The following is a 17,081-nucleotide window of genomic DNA, read 5'->3' on the forward strand; positions in this document are numbered from 1 at the left end:
CGCTAACGGTTGCCACAGCCGTTATTTGCCCCGAAAACGCCGACTTCCCATTCTAACGGTCGCCACGGCGCTTATTTCGAATAAACAGGCTGTTTGGGCGAGAATCCAGGGAAATAACGGCGCTCACGACCGCTAGAATTTCGAAAGGGCTACTTTTCGTTAAATAACGGCTGCTACAGCCGTTAGACTTCCCTAGGCGTTTTACCCGCCGGAAAGCCTGACCTTTTGCAGGAATTCATTCCCGATGACATCGAAATAACGCCCCAAAAGGCCGTTAATGTGGCGGGCAACACCATGTGTCAGAGGCCGATGTTCGAGTTCAATGGCGGTCTGAAAGTCCAAATTTGACTTTTCATGAAAGTTACTGTAAGATTAATACTGATTGTTAAACCCTCTATAGTAGTTCCTCAAAAGATTATAACTCTCCTAATACCTTATCCGGTATGAAATTCCTATTTGAATGACCCAACGAGTAAGAATTTTCGTAGATTTCTGATTCACACTGGCGCGGTCATCGGAGCCGCAAGGACAAATGAGAGGTAGGGCTTTTGTTGTTTTGGAAACCGTCTGCAGTTACGGTTGTAGTCTAGGCAGGAACCACACGCCAACATCCTTCACGTGTACATGAAGGTACGGGTTGCAATATACGATTAAAGAAACAAAAAAGCAAGCGTCGACGGTTTGGAATAAACCGTTTGACGCTTGCGTCCATTTTACGGCCTTTTTATTCGACGCTGAGATTGTCCCAGTTCTGCTGGAACTGTTCGAACATCCCCGCTTTGTCGATTTTGCCTCCGATGTAGGCCTGGATAATGCTGGCGAATTCGGAAGGCATTCCGTTCGGGAAGCGAAACCAGTTCCAGGTTAGCGCCTTCCCGGTATCGGTATAATTCAGCACTTCCATCCCAAGGGCGCCGAGGTCCTTCTCCGTTCCTTGAATGCTGTCGAAGGCGGGGATGAATTTAAACTCCTTCGTGATGAACCGTTTGCCCGTTTCCGAGGTGACGAGCCAGTTCAGAAACTCCTTCGCCTCTTCCTTCATCGGGGAATCCTTGTAAATGACCCAATTATTCGGGACACCGACGAACAGCTTGTCGTTGTCCTCTCCCGTATCGTCGATCGGCATCGGGAGGATGCCGAGATTCAGGTCGGGATTGATGCCGTCCAGCTGCACCTGGGTCCAGTTGCCCTGCTGCAGCATGGCCGCTTCCCCGTTGGCGAACATCGTCACCTGGGTGTTGTAATCCGTGGTCAGCGGGTTCGGGTTGCCGTATTCCAGCGTCATACCCAGCAATTTTGTCCACTGCTCAAATACGGGGTCATCGGCAAATTTATACTTGCCTTCGTTCAATCCCCGGATGAAATCCGCCGGATCTTTCTGGTTCGCAAAGGCGGCGTTGACGTTATGGTTCCCGAGCACGAACCACTCCTGATAGCCGTTGGAGAACGGCGTGATCCCCGCCGCCTTCAGCTTCTCGGCCGCTTCGCGCAGCCCGCTGAGCGTGACCGGCTTTTCCTTGATACCGGCTTTGGCGAACAGATCCTTATTGTAAATAAACCCGTATCCCTCCAAGTTCACCGGCATGCCATACAGCCTGCCGTCCTTGGTCATCGGCTCCAGGGCGATCTTTTTGACGTCCTTTACCCACGGTTCGTCCGTCAAGTCTTCCAGATACTCCTGCCACATCTCCATTTCCGTGTAGCCGCCGATATTGAAAATATCCGGTTCTTCGCCGGAGGCGAATTTCGACCGTAATGAAGCGCCATAATCACTGCCTCCGCCTACCGTCTGAATGTCGAGCTTGATGTCCGGATGCTCTTTTTCATATTCCGCCTTCAGGCGTTCCATCGCTTCCGCAATCTCCACTTTAAATTGAAAAATATGCAGCACCTTGCGTCCTCCGTCCATGTCCGGACCGCTTTTGCCGCAACCGGCGACGAGCAGCGCCATCACCAGCAGGAGCAGTGCCTGTTTACCCCTTCTCATGTCTGACTCACTCTCCTTCCACCACTCTTGTCGATCTCTTTATCGAATCGCCCGGCCCCCGGTTACCCCTTAACCGAACCTTGCGCGATGCCTTCGATAATGTATTTTTGCATGGTCAGGAAAAAGATCACGATCGGCGTGATTCCGAGCACCAGGGCCGGCAACGCCAGGTCCCACTGCTTGGTGTATTGGCCGAAGAAGGCGAAGGTCTCGATCGGAATCGTATACAGCTCGGGTTTCTGCAAAATAAGCGAAGGCATCAGGTAGTCGTTCCAGATCCAGAGCGTGTTCAAGATGATGACCGTCACCGCGATCGGCTGCATCAGCGGCAGAATGATGCGGAAGAAAATGCCGTACGCCGAACAGCCGTCGACCCGCCCCGCTTCTTCGATGTCCACGGGTACCGACTTGACGAAGCCGTGCAGCAGGAATACCGTCAGCGGCGCGCCGAAGCCGAGGTAACAGACGATCAGTCCCCAGGTCGAGTTCATGAGGCCGAGCAGGCTGGACACCTTGACCAGCGGAATCATAATGGCCTGGAAAGGAATGACCATAGCGGCGACGAAGGCCGCATACAAGAAACGGTTATATCCCGTCGGCTTGCGGGCCATCCGGTAAGCGGCCATCGAGCACATCAGCACGAGCAGTAAATTGCTGGCTATCGTAATGAGCAGCGAGTTGCCGAACGCCTTCGGGAACGAGGTTTTGTCCCAGGCTTCCGCATAGTTGCTCCATTGGGGTACGGCGGGCCATCCGGCCGCGTCGCTGAGAATCTCCCCGAAGGTTTTTACCGAGTTCACCACCAGGAAGTAAAAAGGAACGAGAAACACCAGTCCGCCGAGGATCAAAAGCGCCTCGACCAGCAGCATGCCGCCACGGTAACGTTTGGCTGTATCCATCACAGTTCAACCTCCCTGCGCTTGGTCGCCCGGACCTGAAGAATCGAGATCAACGCCACGATAATGAAGAAAATAATGGCTTTGGCCGAGCCCATGCCGAAACGGCTGATTGTAAACGCCTCATTGTAGATGTTCAGCGCCACCGACTCGGTCGATTTGTACGGCCCCCCTTTGGTCAGGGACAAGTTCAGGTCGAACAGTTTGAACGACCAGGAAATCGCCAGGAATAGGCAGACCGTGACCGCCGGCATGACCAAAGGGACAATGACATGCCTCAGCACCTGCCTGCGTCCGGCCCCGTCGACCTTGGCCGCTTCGATCAGATTTTTCGGCACATTGTTGATGGCGGATATGTAGATGACCATAAGGTAACCTGCATTTTGCCACACGAACACGATCACGATCGCCCAGAATGAGGTGGCTTCCGTCCCCAGCCACGGCAGCTGGAAGAAGGGAATTCCGGTCGCCCCGCCGATGGAAGCGAACCCCCGGACAAAAATGAACTGCCAGATGAACCCCAGCAGCAAGCCTCCAATGACGTGCGGCATAAAGAAGACCGTCCGCATCACGTTCCGCGTGTACAAACGCTTCGTTAAAAAATACGCCAGCGCGAAGCCCACCACATTCGTGAGAATGACACCGAGCACGGTAAATTTGGCCGTAAACCAGAAAGAATTCAGAAAGGCCGGATCCTTGGTGAAAATATGGACGAAATTGCGGACGCCGACAACATCAGCCTGCCTCGAAATCCCGTTCCAGTCCGTAAAGGCGTAATATAAGCCGAGAAAAAACGGAACGGCCACGATCAGGACGAAAAATATCGTGGAGGGTCCAACAAACACGAGCTGTTGCGTCAGTTGGGACGTTTTTCTCCGTTTCATGCTCTTTCCCCCTTGACTGTATAAGTTGAACTAGCAATTTAGCGATAGGCAAGAGTGTGAAATGATTCTGGATCAATAGTTCAACTTATACAACTGTTTTGCCCTCTTTTTACCCTATCGGTTAAAGCTTTGAATCTGGCCCGATGTATAAATGGCCCCCAGCCTTCCCAAAATAACGTTGTCTTTCCAAACCAGTCCAAAGGGGTGTTACGCATGCGTGAAGGTTTGATTCCTACCGTTCTTGGAGCTGTAGTGTCCGCTTCTGCCGCATCACTGCTTGGAAGCAAGTATAAGCTTGCTGCAACCGGGGCTCTCGGATTTGGCCTGGCCCACCTTGTGCTCGGCGCGATCGATCTGATCGAGCACCGCTAGCCTAGTTGGAGGATGTCCGGGGGCTTAGGGCTTCCGGACTTTTTGATGCGTTTTATCCATAAATAAAAAAAGCCTGCGTGATTTATTACCGCAAGCCTGGGCATGATGGCATAAGATCATAACGCCAACCGCTGTTATTCCCCATCGATGATTTCACCGATCCATTCTCGGAGACGACCGGTATCCTTTCCCGTTCGATCAAGACGTCCGTAACTCCGTTGCCGGCACTCCGCCGTTGGCAAAGCGGCCGTCATAAATCATGGCGCTCCCGCACGACGGGCGGAATTCCTTCGGCACGGCGGCCGTGGCGGCGGCCTCTTTGGCAAGGCGCTCCCCCCTCGGCCCCCTTCCCATCCATATCCGTAGCGTTCTCGCCGGATTTCGTTAGCACCCGGGCTTTGTCGAGCAGAACGTCCTCTCCGGTGCCGCCGACAATTTCCGCCGGTTCTCGCGGCGTCGCAAATCCGCCAAGGAGCCCGGGGCACAACGCCACGGCCTGCCCTTCCGCTAATTCTTTGTTCAATTAACGGGATTTCTTCCCGTTAATTTGGTGCCTTTGCGGCTATAGGGCCAATTACCTGGAAAACCTCCCGTTAATTCGCCTGAAATTACGTATATCGGCGGTTGAGCCGCGAAATAGATGGAGTTTTTCCAGTTAATTCGGATCCATGGGTCAAGAGCGGTAAATTAACGGGAGGTTTTCCCGTTAGTAGAATGGTTAAGTGTGTATGTCAATTCTTTAGTTCAACCTACCGCATCAACTGGGATATAAAAGCGCGCTATGGGATTATTTTTCATTACGGTTATCATCCCCCGCAAAAGAAACAGGAGCATGGCAAAACGGTGGACTATCGCCGTTTACGACCGGATAATGAACGATGCCGTCGATCGCTTCTACGACTTGCCGTCTCCAGCCGGTACTGCACCCTAGTCAGCTTCCCTGTCCCCTTTAAAACCGCCCTTTCCGGCAACCAGCCCTTGCTCCAAGGCATACCTTGTCAACTGCACCCGATTCTGCACCTGCAGCTTCTGGAGGATGTTTTTCAGGTGGTTTTTGACCGTATGCTCGGAAATACTGAGCATTTCGCCAATCTCCTTGTTTGTGAGGCCGTTGGCCACCTGACCCAAAATTTCCTTTTCCCGATGAGTCAGGGCCCCGGCGACTTCCCGCTTATTCGATAGAGAAACGTCCTTCAAAATTTCGAAGGCCAGCTCCCGGCTCAAGGGGGCTTCTTCGTTGACGATGGAGCGCAGATAATCCATCCAGGTCGAAGGCGCCAGATTTTTGAGCAGATACCCTTGGGCCCCCCGCTTTAAAGCCTCAAGCAAATGAAACATATCATCCGAGACAGTAATCATGACGATCTTGACATAAGGAAAGCTCAGCTTGATCCGCTGTGTCGCCGCCAAACCATCCATCCCCGGCATCTGAATATCCATCAGAATCAGGTCGGGCATCCACTGTTCGGTAAACTCGATCGCCTCCTGGCCGCTTTTGACCACACCGATGACTTCAAACTGGTCATCCATCGCCAGAATTTCGCAGATCGCCTCCCTCGCGTGGGCGTGATCGTCCACAACAAGCACGCGCGTCTTCATTTCATGCGCCTCCTCCCGTCTTTTCCAGTTCCAGCGTCGTCAGTTCCTCCGTTCGGATCCGGAGCCGCCAGCCCATCGCTTCCGCCCGTTCCTTCATGATGCTAAGCCCGTAACTGCCCCTGGATTCAAAAGGATTCCCCTGGAACCCGCGCCCATCGTCCTTAATTTCCACCTTCCATTCGCTTCGGGTCCCGCCCGCGTAAATCCATCCTTTTCCCGCCCGGGCATGCTTCTGAATATTGACGACGGCTTCACGGATGCAAGCCAGAAGCTCCACCTTCTCTTTGGGCGAAAAAGCGTCCTCCGGGATCTCCCACCGGATGTCCATCGGGATGAGAACCTCACCCGCCGTTTGTTTGACTTTATCCTCCAAGGTGGCGAAAAAAGGCGACTCGTCCTCCGGGACGGGGGCGTATTTCAGGTTGGCGATGGCTTGTCTTACATAGCGGTTCACTTCGTGGACCGTTTTTCTGATTTTATACAGCTCCTCCTCAAACTTCGCCTGGTCTTCCGTATACTCCAGGCGGTCCGCTTTGACGGACAACAAAAACAGCGATTGGGAGATTCCGTCATGAAGCTCTTTGGCCAGCTGTTCGCGCGCCTCCAAAGCGGCTTTTTGGGCCCGTTCGGCCTGCAGTTCGGACTGGATTTTTTCCAGCATGGAGAACAGCTGAGTCAGCAGGGTCACACTGACCAGATAGACCAACAACGGCGTCAGCCAGTTGCCCAGATCCATGGAAATATAGGATAACAGGAACTGATGCCGCACATATTCCCATAACCCCACGATCAGCGTGGGAATGAACAAAATCATCCATTTGATCTGTTTATAGGTCAAGTTGCAACTCCTCCGTTTCGCGATTTATATCATGGGATTCATGTCCTAAATGTATCAAACCACAAGTTCCGCGCGCAGCAAAGAGGATTAAATGCAGAATTAATCCTCTTTGGCGGCATCGATATAAGCTTGAAACTGCTCCTCACTGCGGATCTCTCCGACGGCTACCCGGGCGATGTCTCCATCTGGGTCAAGAACGTAAGTCACCGGCAGCCCAGTCACTTTGTAAAGACCTGCTAATTTCCCTGTGGCATCAATCAGGGCGGGAAAATTAAACTTATGCAGAGTCAAAAACTCGCGCACCGTTCCTTTCGACTCACCGACATTGATATACAATACTTCCATGCCTGGGATATTCGATTGCCGGACGCGGTCGATGAGCGGCATTTCGTTCACGCAGGGACCGCACCAGGAGGCCCAAAAGTTAAGGACAACCACCTTCCCCCGGTAATCGGACAATGGCACCTTTTCGCCCTCCATATCAACAGCCTGAAAATCCGGCGCCGCGCTGCCAACCGTTAACCTGCCGGACTGCGACTGTCCCTCATTTCCGGAGAGATTCGTCAAGAGAACCCATCCCGCGGCAATCAAAACCAAAGCGAGTATTCCAGCCGCAAGAAAAGAATTCCTTCGCTTGTTCAGAGCCTTATTCATCCGCAATCCTCCCCCCGGGATCCAGCCCCAGGCTGTGCCGGAAGGCCGCATGAAGAGGCAGTGCGCCGTACATTTTGCGAAAAACCTCCACAGGGCCTTCCCCGCAAACTCGGCCGGAGTTCAAAAACAAGACATAATCTGCGAGCTCCTCGGCGAGCTCCAGTTGATGCGTGGAAAAAAGCACCGTTTGCCCTTGACGTTTCATCTGCTTGAGCAGTTCCATAAACTCGCCGATCCAGTAGGGATCCATCCCGTTGGTGGGCTCATCCATAATGAGCAGGGGCGGTTTCGCCAGAATGGCCTGCGCGAAAAGCACCCGCTGCCGCATCCCTTTGGAGAACGTAGCGACGGCTTTGTGCCGCTTGTCCTCGAGTCCCACCAGCGCCAGGACCTCCTGTACGCTTGCTGCGGGAAGCTTGCGCAAGCCGGCCCAGAAGGACAGCATCTCGGCCGCCGTCATACCTTGCGGAAACTGAAAATCGTCCGGCATATACCCGATCTGCTCCGAAAACCGTTTCCGCTCCTTTTTCCACTCCAAGCCGTTTATACGAATGCCCCCCGAGGTTGGCTGGAGAATCCCCGCCACCATGCGCAGCACGGTGCTTTTTCCCGCGCCGTTGCCGCCGCAAAGCCCGACGATTTGGCCGGCTCCAAGCTCGAAAGAGATATCCGCCACCAGCCGCTGCCCTTTGATGCACTTGTTAATTTTATTGACGATGACCAGGGGCTCAGCCACGTGTCCTCCCCCTTTCCCAAATCCGGCAAACGCCGGAAATCGCACAAGCCGCCCAAACGATAAATAGCAGGGCAAACAGCAGACTTCCGCCCGGTTTTTGAATCCAGCCGACCCATTGATAATATTCCGCTCCCAGCACCGAACCACCGCCCAGCTTCACGACGACGAACAGACGCACAAATTCCGCCGGATTCAGCAGTGTCAGCACAGTCAGCACCGGTTTGATCCATAAGTAGGGCAGCAAGCCCAAGACTGCGATCAGCAGAGTCGTCCAGCCGATGACGGTAAAGAACCATACCATGACGGAAATGGTCATCGCCTGCCAACGGTTTTTGGACAAGGCCCCAATCCATAAAGCGAGCGCCAGATACAACAAAACCAGGCCGCAGGAAAAAATGAAGAACAGCAAATACGTATCGACTTCAAACGCTTTTCCGAGCAGCACGGTAACCAGCCCCATCAGCCCGTACCCGAAGGAGAGGATGGTTAGCAGGACGATCGACAGCCCGGCATATTTGCCTAGCAGAAACGGGACCGTTCCTAACGGATAGGTGGAGAGCAATTGCCAGCTTCCTTCCTCTTTTTCCGCCGTCAGGGAAAACGAGCCCAAAAAAAGGGCCATCAGGGGAAGCAGATACAAGATCAAGTTCAGCATGGAGCCGGTAACCCCCGAATAGCCGCCGATCCGGTTTTGCGAATTTACAAGCAGCAAGCTAAGGCTGAACACCGAGAACAGCAATAAAAAGGAATAAGCCCATGGATTGCGAAAGCCGATTTTAATTTCCTTTTTGGCCACTTGCAGCAGGTCCGTCATGATCCATGTCCTTCTCCTTGCTCTTGTCCGTGTCCTTCTTCGTGTTCTTCGCCATGCTCCATATGACCCGGCATTTCCATCATTTCCTTGCTTTGTTTCCAGGTATGATTCGCCAGCTCCCCGGCGCTCATGATTTGCCCAACCCCCTGTTCGGCTACAAATGCCTCTGCGGAAGCCTTGTCCTTAAAGCTGACAATCCCGTAAGCCATCGGGGTACGAATGGTGGCGTCATAGACGTAGGTCGCCTTTTTGAATTCGATCCATTCCTTATCATTGTAATCTCGCACAAAGTCCATCCCGATCTGGGACGTATCGTTCTTCCGCTTCCACTCGTTCATGCATCCGATATCGTCGAATTTCAAGCTTTTCCCGTCCTTCAGCACGATCTGGGTGGCAAAGGCGTCATCCTTCACCTGCATGTTGCAGATCACGCAAACGTCGACATCTTCATTAACGGCCTGCGGCTGATACGTTTTGCTCCCGCAGCCCGCCAGCATAACCAACACCACGGTCAATAGCGCTAAAGCGAAAAATCCCTTTTTCATCATTTTGCTCCTCTCGAATAAATAATGACGACCAGCGATCCCGCAAACAGCATGGAAGCGATGATCAGCATAAACGCTTTCTCCGGAATCCGTTCCCGCTGCTCCACGGCCGGATCCTGCTCCCGCTCCAGCGCAGGGTCAAGATCCGGGTGAAGAAGATGCATCGACGGCGAACCATCCCTAGCCCATCGCTTCCGATCTTCCTCCACCATATCGCTCAGGAACGTCATGCCGGGCGACTGAAAGAACAACTGAAAGGCCGGAGTCCGGGAAATCAGGTTTTTGTAAAACGGGTTCATTGCGTATTCAGTCTCACTAAACCCGTCACCGTCCAGATCCAGTCCCTCAAAGGAGTCCCAATAATTCCGTTCGATTTGGTTCTCCCCGCTTTGCGTCGCCTCCGCTTCGATCACATTGGCTACGAAATCGTTCCCGTGAATCCGGTTTTGTTCCGCATCCGCAAACTGGATGCCGATGAAGTTCCGGTAAACCGCGTTATCCCGCAGCTCATTATCGCTGGATCGCTCGAGATAAATTCCCACGCGGTTCCCGTCGACCCTGTTCCCTTCGATCAGCGAGGTCCGCACATCATACAGCAGGATGCCTTGGGCATGAACATTTTGGCTTTGTTTGGTGAACACGTTGTCGGATAGAACGATATCCTTGACTCCCATGATCATCGCACCGGTAAAGTTCGATTCCCCCCGGTTCCCCGCGATCCGGGAGCCGTCGATGTACATGCAGTGAATACCGTAACGCGAGCCGTAAATCCTGTTTTTCTCGATGGTAAGGCCCCGGCTGTTCTCCAGGTAAATTCCGTCCTTCATGTTCCGAATTTCATTGCGAATCATTCGGTTGTCAGGTGAACCGTAAAGATCGATTCCGTTACCCTTCTGCCCAAGACTGAGTCTAGCCCCGGCCCTGTCCCATGTAATGACGTTATCCTCAATTCGTCCGCCGCTCGCTTCGCGCAGCAAAATGCCGGACCCGCGAGTTCGGATGTCCAACTCCCGCAGGACCGCCTTGTCCGCGCGGACGAGTACCGCCGCCGAGCCTTCCCCCTCCGCCTTCTGCCGGATAGCAAGACCCCGGATTTCCACGCCCTCGGACTTCACCGTAATGGCAGGCCCCCGGCTATCATGTACGAGCAAAGTTCCGTCCTCCCCCTGGAGGACCAGCTTTTTGTCGATGACGACAGGGCCCGCATAGTCCCCCGCCTTAAGCCGGACAATCTCGCCCGGCCGCGCCCGATCCACCAGTTCCTGGAGCGGGATCGGAGGCTTTTTGTCTTGGACGGCTTGGGCAGCTTGGCTCGAATCCCCCATGTACAACTGGCTGATCCAACAGGCCGCGGCAAAACATAGACACACCAACATCCAGCGCTTCCCGTTCATAATTTCATAAACCTACTCCGATCCTTGGATTTTCCCCATTCCAAAAATGGAACCACTTTCACCGATATATTAAGCTATAACATTCATCACTTCGTATAGCCCTCACGGGGGGTATTTCCGGGGAACACGAGGATAATTGTGACTTTTTAATGACATTCATTAAAAAAGTAACTCTTGAAAAGTCCTGTCCTCAGAGCGCAATTGCAAAATAATTCCTTCTATAACCAATCGCTTTTTACATGAATACAAAAACAGAGTTTTGTATAAATTTACATAATTATCGACTTCATTTGACATCCTTCTTACCTCCCTCGGCTATGCTCTTTAAGGTAAAAAAGGCATAGGGAGGATAACATGAGGAAACAGCAGTGGTTAGCCGGTCTTTTAACTTGCAGCATGCTATGCGCGCAGTTCTTCCAGCCTGCGCCGGTGAGCAAGGCGGCAGCGGCGCCCGAAACGGGTGTATTCATTACGGAAGTGTATCCCGACGACCGCTCCAATCAAAATGAGATTGAGGGAGCCGGCGGAGCGGATCTGTTCGAGTTCGTGGAGATTTATAACGCCTCGGACCGGGAGATATCATTCAACGAGGAGTATAAAATCCGGTACAACTACAATACCGGCACGAAGGATTTGAACGTTACCGTTACGGATGCGGCATACGGCAGCCAGAACGATGTTATTATTCCTGCGGGTAGTCCGGCCGTGCTTTGGGTAAAGCGCACCGGCTCCTCCATCACCGGAGCGGCCGCCAATTTGACCGAGGCGGACTTCAGACGCTATCACGGCGTGCCGGACGGAATTCCGGTGTTCAATCTTAGCGGGCAGGACGGCCTTAATAACACGGACCGCGGCCTGTACGTGACCCGCAAAGATGACAATACCGCCATTATCAGCGAGGTGTATTACACCGCGGACGATGTCGGTGACGGCAAAAGCCTCCATCTCCAACTGCCCTCCAGCGGTGCCGCCATGGTCGCTTATGCCCGGGAGGCGCTGCCTTCCGCCGGCGTAACCGAGCCCGGACAGTTGGTCTCCGTGGCGAATCATGCCCCGGCCATTGCCCATGCTCCGGCGGCTTCAGCCGACCGTACGAAGGATGTGACAGTGACGGCAAGCGTTTACGATGAGGACGGAGACCCGCTGCAGGTCAAACTGTTCTATAAGTCCGTCGCGAACAGTCCGTTCGCGGAAGCTCCGATGCAGAATACCGGCGGAGACGCTTATGAAGGCGCAGTTCCCTCCGCTCAACTGTCCGGGGACAAATTGTATTATTATATTGAAGCTTCGGACGGAATCGAAACGTCCCGGTCCCAGGAGTACGTAACATCCCTAAGCGGCACCGTGGATGCGGAAGTCCCCCGTCTTTTGATCACGGAAATCCTTCCGAATCCGGCAGGCGATTATCGCTGGGGAAGCGGCAATCAATATGAATATGTGGAAATTTACAACAACTCGAACGAGACGCTGGACCTGAAGGATTACCGTTTGTGGTACCTTTATCCGGGGAATACCGCGCCGAAGCAGTGGACCATCCCGCAGCACACGGCCATCGAACCGTACAGCGCGGCGGTCATCTGGTTCGCCAAGGAAGCGATAGCCAACGGACAAGGGTATACGACGACGGCGGATTTTAATCTGCACTTTAACTCTACGCTGGAAGACAGCGATGTGATCTTCTACGACAATTCGAAGCCGTCGGAATTTAACCTGCCGAATTCGCTGCAGCGCGGCCTGGCGCTGTCGAGTCCGGAACAGCCGGACCGCTACCTGGTGGAGGCCTGGTACGATCCGAGCACACCGGACAGTCCCGACAGACTGGTCAATGACGTACGCAATGCCGTGGTGCGCTACACTTATCCGGAATCCGGACATATCATGAAACGTCTGGACAACCGGATGTATGCGAATCCGGGCAACATCGACCCGGGGCAGGTTCCGTCCGTGAACGGCGTGGATGTGACCGCTCCGGTCCTCGAGCATGAGCAGACGGTTTATAATTTGGGTCAAAACGAGCCCTACGCCGTAAAATTGGTCAGCAACGAGCCGCTCGCGAGAGCGGAAGTGATGTACGGACCCGCAACGAACGAGGCGACCGTCTACACCGGCAAAGAGCCGCTGAAGCTGCTGTCCCGGGACGGCGGCAAGTATGTCTATAGCGGAACGATCGCCTTCCCCGAAAAAGGGGCTTATCGATACATTATCGAAGCGCAGGACGAGTCCGGCAACCGGACGCGCGTTCCTTACAATTCGCGGGGCGGCCTGCTGACCGTGAACGAAACGGGAGCCGGAAACGAACTGCCGGAGCCGGGCTTGTCGATTGAAGCGGGCAGCATGTTCAAAGACAAGGCCGCGTTCTACGCTTACGGGCGCAGCGCGCAGGATCAAATCGAGGTCCGTTTGGACGGCCAGCCGCTGCCGATGCGCAAGGCCCTTCCGGGCACCGTGCAGTTGGGAATGCAGACGCGGGGAGTCGACCAGATTTATCAGGCTTCGGCGAGCGCCTTGGATTCGTCGGGCCAGCCGTCCTTTTTCACCCGTATCCTGCCCAAATATTCCGACGGGGCCTGGTCCATTTTCCCGATGACACCGGATCTGCTCGTCACCGGCTCTGTGGTATCCGTGCATACGGGCAACGAGAACGCTCCTTATCAAGTAAGCGAGCACGATAAAGTGTTCGGCATCAACAACCACGATGACTTCGAAGTGATGAATGTGCATCTGGTTCTGCCCGACGGTTCGGTGGTCAAACCGGACCAGGTCATTAATTATTTGGGCAACCGCAGCCAAACGACGGTAGATTACCGGGAAGACACCTATTACGGGTTCGGGGATGCCGATTACGGCAGCAATCCGAACAAACCGATGGTCAGCGATTTCCACTTCGCCGTGCCGGAAGAGAAGTATACGGCCCGGTACGTGGAACTGGACACGGAAAAGCTGGAAGACGGCGTCTATCCGCTCGCCATGACGATTGGAAACGACGAATTGGAAGCCTTCGACATTATGGTCGACAACACCGATCCCGTCATCGAAGCCGTCGTGGCCGGCGACAACCTCCCGGTCGAGGAAGGGCAGGCGCTGAAGGGCGCCGTAACATTGAACGTTGTCGCATCCGATAATCTGACCGGCATTCAAAAGACGGAAGCCGAACTGGACGGTACGAAAATCGAACTGCCTTACGCCACTTCTTCCACGGTTCTGACGACGGGCGAGCATCGGCTTAAGGTTACCGTGTATGACGGAGCGGGCAACACCGCCGTTATGGAACGCGCCTTCGTTATCGGCGAAGAGCAGCCGCTTGCTCCGGGCGAAGTTGCGCCTGCGGATTTTGCCATCAACGTTCCGACGGACGCGACGCTGCGCGCTCACGTCTCCGACCCGAGCGGGGACAAGTTGGATGTACGGTTCCTCGAAGCCGACAAGTACGATTTCGTTCGCACTGAAGGAATCGCCGGTTACCGGAACGTGGCCGACCGCGAACCTCCGCTGGTGTTGACTCCCGAGGGAGAGGCGGGCCTGTCGACCGACGAAAAAGCGCGGATCGCCAAACCGGACGGCGAATATCTGGTATCGGACACCGATTCCGGATTCCCGTATCACCGGTTCGAGATCGAGTTGGAACAAGAACTGCAGCCTGGCGATACGGCCGAACTATACTGGAAAGGCCGCACACTGCCGGGCCGAATCGTTACGCTGTATGCCTGGGATCACGAAGCGGGCAAATGGGCCGCGCTGAAATCGGCAACCGGAGACGCGAAGGAGAGCGATATCGAGCTTACCGCCAAAGTCGAGCCGTCCCGTTTCGTCCGGGATGGGCGGATCCAGGCGATGGTGCAGGACGAAGTGAAAGGCGTCAACGATCCGTTTACGATCCTTTGGTTCACGGATACGCAATATTACGCCGAGTCCTATCCGGAAATCTTTGATACGATGGGCGACTGGATCGTCGATCAGTACCGTCGGGGAACGTTCAGCTACGCCATTCATACCGGCGATATCGTCAACAAAGCGAATGACGAAGCCCAGTGGAAGGTTGCCGACCGCAACCTGGACAAGCTGGACGAGGCCGGAGTGCCTTACGGGGTGCTTGCCGGGAATCATGACGTCATTACCGACGGCGTGGATTATACCAACTACGGAAAGTATGTAGGCGCCGACCGGTACGAGAATAATCTGTGGTACGGCGGACAAATGGACAATAACAGAAACCACTACGATCTCTATTCGTTCGGCGGTCATGATTTCATCTTCCTGTACATCGGTTTCGGTCTGGAGGACACACCGGAAACGATCGCCTGGGCCAACGAAGTGCTGAAGAAACATGCGGACCGCATCGCGATTGTCGGGATGCACGCCTATCTGGAGACGAACGGCACGTTGTCCAATATGGCGCAAAACGTCTTCGATCAGGTCATTGCGCCGAACCCGAATGTCCAGCTCGTACTGAGCGGCCATTACCATGCCGCCAATCGTGTGGTGAAGACGGTGCAGAATCCGGACGGTTCCACCCGCCAGGTCATTGAAATGCTGGCGGATTATCAGGGCGGACCAAGCGGGGGCAGCGGCTATTTGCGCCTGCTGAAATTTGATCCGTCGGCGGGAACGCTCGATGTGGAAACGTATTCGCCCTATCTGGACGATTACAACTTTTTCGATGACGCGATCGAGGACTTTACCGAGCCGTTTGCTTTCCGCGATACGACAAAACGTGTCGCCACCGATTACTTTGCCCTGAATGTCTTCAAGGACCGGGTGATCGGCGAACAAACGGACCTGCTTTCCGGTTCGGAAGCGTCGGCCGTTTGGAAAAATCTGCAGCTGGACCATACCTACTACTGGTACATGCAGCTTACGGACGAATACGGCGCCGAGCGGCTGAGCCCGATTTACCGCTTTACGGCCGGGACGCCTAAGCCGGGCGGCGGAGACGGGGAGAATCCCGGCGGTAACCCGGGGACAAATCCGGGCAGCGGCGGTGGCGGCAACTCCGGCAACTCCGGGAAGAGCCCGGGAACGGGTTCGGGCGGTATAACGGGCGGCACTCCGGGAGGTACGCAGGGAACCACATCTCCATCGGTCCAGACCCCGGCCCCGGGAACCGTGGTCGCCCCTACCAAGATTGAGGAAGACCAAGCGGTGGCCTCGCCGGATGCAAATGCGCTGAATCGGGCGCTGATCCAGGCAGCGGCAGACAACGGAATCCGCACGGTATCGATCGAACTGGACGCGCAGGGGAAACGGCATAACGGGGACGTTGTCCTGCGCCTGCCTTCCGAATTGCTGAACAGAGATCACGGTAATGACCGTTACCGTGTAGTTACTCCCGCAGCGACCGTAACGGTACCCTCCGATATGCTGGCGCATCTGCCAAATGCCGGCGAATACGCGGAGCTTGTCATTGGACGGGCAGAACGCGATAGCATCGCCTCCCCGGTCCGCGGGGGGGTCGGCACCAGACCGGCGGTCGATCTGTCCCTCCGGATCGGAGGCGCTGCGGCCGAATGGGCCAACGGCAAAACGGAGGTTGTCATCTCCCTGCCTTATACGCCGGCAGCCGGAGAACAGCCGGACAATCTGGTGATCCTGGCGATTCAGGAGGACGGGACGGCTCAAGCTGTAGTCAACGGCCGGTACGACAAGCAGACCCGGTCCATGGTCTTCCGCACGAATCACTTCGGTACGTTCGCCGCAGCTTATAAAACGGTGCCGTACACGGACGTGAAGGCGAACGACTGGTATTTCGCGGCGGTCAACTACTTGTCGGCCCGCGATATCGTCAAAGGGACGGGAGCCGAAAACTTCCGGCCGGAAGCCGAAGTCAGCCGGGCGGATTTCCTGATCATGGCGATGAACGCCTTCGGATACAAATCCCCGGGCACCGGTGCGGCAGCCAATTTTGCCGATGCGGGGAACAAGTACTATACTCCGTACCTGGCGGAAGCGAAGCGGCTGGGGCTGGTGAAAGGCGAAGGCGATAACCGCTTCCGTCCGGAAGCCGGAATTACCCGTCAAGACATGATGGTGATGCTCCACCGAATTGCGGAGTTGTCCGGCACGAAGCTGCCTTCCGGCAGCGAGACTAACGGGACCCAGGCGTTCCGGGATGCCTCCGAGATAGCCGGATACGCCGGGCCCGCCATGGAAGCCATGTTGAAGGCCGGAATAATCCAAGGCACGGGCGACAGCCGGCTGGAGCCGCAAGCGAAAACCAACCGTGCTCAGGCGGCTCGGGCGGTATACAATTTCATCGCCGGCCTGTAGTTGAACCCCATTTAAACCGAAACAGCCTTACCCTTGCGAAACCAAGGGTAAGGCCGTTTTTGCGTGAAGGAACATCTCTTTCAAGGCGAAAGGTGCGT

13 protein-coding genes are annotated in these 17,081 nt (G+C 54.9%); 2 read left to right on the top strand and 11 right to left on the bottom strand.

The window, feature by feature from the left end:
* Window positions 1-724 precede the first annotated feature (724 nt).
* From V4U84_RS14910 to V4U84_RS14920, 3 genes are all read right to left on the bottom strand, one after another.
* Complete coding sequence (locus V4U84_RS14910; protein ID WP_334074775.1) at window positions 725-1,987, bottom strand: ABC transporter substrate-binding protein; 1,263 nt, start codon at window positions 1,985-1,987, stop codon at window positions 725-727.
* A 62-nt stretch (window positions 1,988-2,049) separates the two neighbouring features.
* Entirely contained in the window at window positions 2,050-2,886 is an 837-nt protein-coding gene (locus V4U84_RS14915; RefSeq protein WP_334074776.1) for a carbohydrate ABC transporter permease, read from the bottom strand.
* Entirely contained in the window at window positions 2,886-3,767 is an 882-nt protein-coding gene (locus V4U84_RS14920) for a carbohydrate ABC transporter permease (RefSeq protein WP_334074777.1), read from the bottom strand. The genes V4U84_RS14915 and V4U84_RS14920 overlap by 1 nt, the downstream gene beginning before the upstream one ends.
* Window positions 3,768-3,980: 213 nt before the next feature.
* Here V4U84_RS14920 and V4U84_RS14925 point away from each other — a divergent pair, with 213 nt between their 5' ends.
* Window positions 3,981-4,139, top strand: a complete 159-nt coding sequence (locus V4U84_RS14925) for an asparagine synthase (protein WP_334074778.1) — start codon at window positions 3,981-3,983, stop codon at window positions 4,137-4,139.
* A gap of 250 nt (window positions 4,140-4,389) precedes the next feature.
* Here V4U84_RS14925 and V4U84_RS14930 read toward each other — a convergent pair whose 3' ends face one another.
* The 8 genes from V4U84_RS14930 to V4U84_RS14965 all read right to left on the bottom strand — a co-directional run bounded on the left by V4U84_RS14930 (window position 4,390) and on the right by V4U84_RS14965 (window position 10,719).
* A complete protein-coding gene (locus V4U84_RS14930) occupies window positions 4,390-4,662 on the bottom strand; it encodes a 2-thiouracil desulfurase family protein (protein ID WP_334074779.1) in 273 nt (90 codons plus the stop codon).
* A gap of 404 nt (window positions 4,663-5,066) precedes the next feature.
* Entirely contained in the window at window positions 5,067-5,738 is a 672-nt protein-coding gene (locus V4U84_RS14935) for a response regulator transcription factor (RefSeq protein WP_334074780.1), read from the bottom strand.
* A 1-nt stretch (window position 5,739) separates the two neighbouring features.
* Window positions 5,740-6,576 carry a sensor histidine kinase gene (locus tag V4U84_RS14940; RefSeq protein ID WP_334074781.1) on the bottom strand — a complete coding sequence of 279 codons (837 nt, stop codon included), beginning with the start codon at window positions 6,574-6,576 and terminating at the stop codon, window positions 5,740-5,742.
* Window positions 6,577-6,675: 99 nt separating this feature from the next.
* Window positions 6,676-7,230 (bottom strand): TlpA family protein disulfide reductase, encoded by a 555-nt coding sequence (locus V4U84_RS14945; RefSeq protein WP_334074782.1) that lies wholly within the window; start codon window positions 7,228-7,230, stop codon window positions 6,676-6,678.
* Entirely contained in the window at window positions 7,223-7,966 is a 744-nt protein-coding gene (locus V4U84_RS14950; protein ID WP_334074783.1) for an ABC transporter ATP-binding protein, read from the bottom strand. The genes V4U84_RS14945 and V4U84_RS14950 overlap by 8 nt, the downstream gene beginning before the upstream one ends.
* Complete coding sequence (locus V4U84_RS14955) at window positions 7,959-8,780, bottom strand: ABC transporter permease (protein WP_334077438.1); 822 nt, start codon at window positions 8,778-8,780, stop codon at window positions 7,959-7,961. Before V4U84_RS14955 ends, V4U84_RS14950 begins: the two co-directional genes overlap by 8 nt.
* Window positions 8,777-9,325: a nitrous oxide reductase accessory protein NosL gene (locus V4U84_RS14960; RefSeq protein ID WP_334077439.1), complete on the bottom strand. Its 549-nt coding sequence runs from the start codon at window positions 9,323-9,325 to the stop codon at window positions 8,777-8,779. Before V4U84_RS14960 ends, V4U84_RS14955 begins: the two co-directional genes overlap by 4 nt.
* Window positions 9,325-10,719, bottom strand: coding sequence for a right-handed parallel beta-helix repeat-containing protein (locus tag V4U84_RS14965; RefSeq protein WP_334077440.1), 1,395 nt, complete (start codon window positions 10,717-10,719; stop codon window positions 9,325-9,327). The genes V4U84_RS14960 and V4U84_RS14965 overlap by 1 nt, the downstream gene beginning before the upstream one ends.
* A gap of 354 nt (window positions 10,720-11,073) precedes the next feature.
* Between V4U84_RS14965 and V4U84_RS14970 the strand changes: the two genes are divergently transcribed.
* Complete coding sequence (locus tag V4U84_RS14970) at window positions 11,074-16,983, top strand: S-layer homology domain-containing protein (RefSeq protein ID WP_334077441.1); 5,910 nt, start codon at window positions 11,074-11,076, stop codon at window positions 16,981-16,983.
* The last annotated feature ends 98 nt before the right edge of the window (window positions 16,984-17,081 follow it).

Origin of the sequence: Paenibacillus sanfengchensis, assembly GCF_036864765.1 — a bacterium.
In the GTDB taxonomy this organism is placed as follows: Bacteria; Bacillota; Bacilli; order Paenibacillales; family Paenibacillaceae; genus Fontibacillus; species Fontibacillus sanfengchensis.

What these genes read in the sequence shown, in the direction of transcription:
- V4U84_RS14925 (WP_334074778.1), top strand. Translation starts at nt 3,981, where the DNA reads ATGCGTGAAGGTTTGATTCCTACCGTTCTTGGAGCTGTAGTGTCCGCT.
- V4U84_RS14915 (WP_334074776.1), bottom strand. Translation starts at nt 2,886, where the DNA reads ATGGATACAGCCAAACGTTACCGTGGCGGCATGCTGCTGGTCGAGGCG.
- V4U84_RS14955 (WP_334077438.1), bottom strand. Translation starts at nt 8,780, where the DNA reads ATGACGGACCTGCTGCAAGTGGCCAAAAAGGAAATTAAAATCGGCTTT.
- V4U84_RS14945 (WP_334074782.1), bottom strand. Translation starts at nt 7,230, where the DNA reads ATGAATAAGGCTCTGAACAAGCGAAGGAATTCTTTTCTTGCGGCTGGA.
- V4U84_RS14910 (WP_334074775.1), bottom strand. Translation starts at nt 1,987, where the DNA reads ATGAGAAGGGGTAAACAGGCACTGCTCCTGCTGGTGATGGCGCTGCTC.
- V4U84_RS14935 (WP_334074780.1), bottom strand. Translation starts at nt 5,738, where the DNA reads ATGAAGACGCGCGTGCTTGTTGTGGACGATCACGCCCACGCGAGGGAG.
- V4U84_RS14920 (WP_334074777.1), bottom strand. Translation starts at nt 3,767, where the DNA reads ATGAAACGGAGAAAAACGTCCCAACTGACGCAACAGCTCGTGTTTGTT.
- V4U84_RS14970 (WP_334077441.1), top strand. Translation starts at nt 11,074, where the DNA reads ATGAGGAAACAGCAGTGGTTAGCCGGTCTTTTAACTTGCAGCATGCTA.
- V4U84_RS14965 (WP_334077440.1), bottom strand. Translation starts at nt 10,719, where the DNA reads ATGAACGGGAAGCGCTGGATGTTGGTGTGTCTATGTTTTGCCGCGGCC.
- V4U84_RS14960 (WP_334077439.1), bottom strand. Translation starts at nt 9,325, where the DNA reads ATGAAAAAGGGATTTTTCGCTTTAGCGCTATTGACCGTGGTGTTGGTT.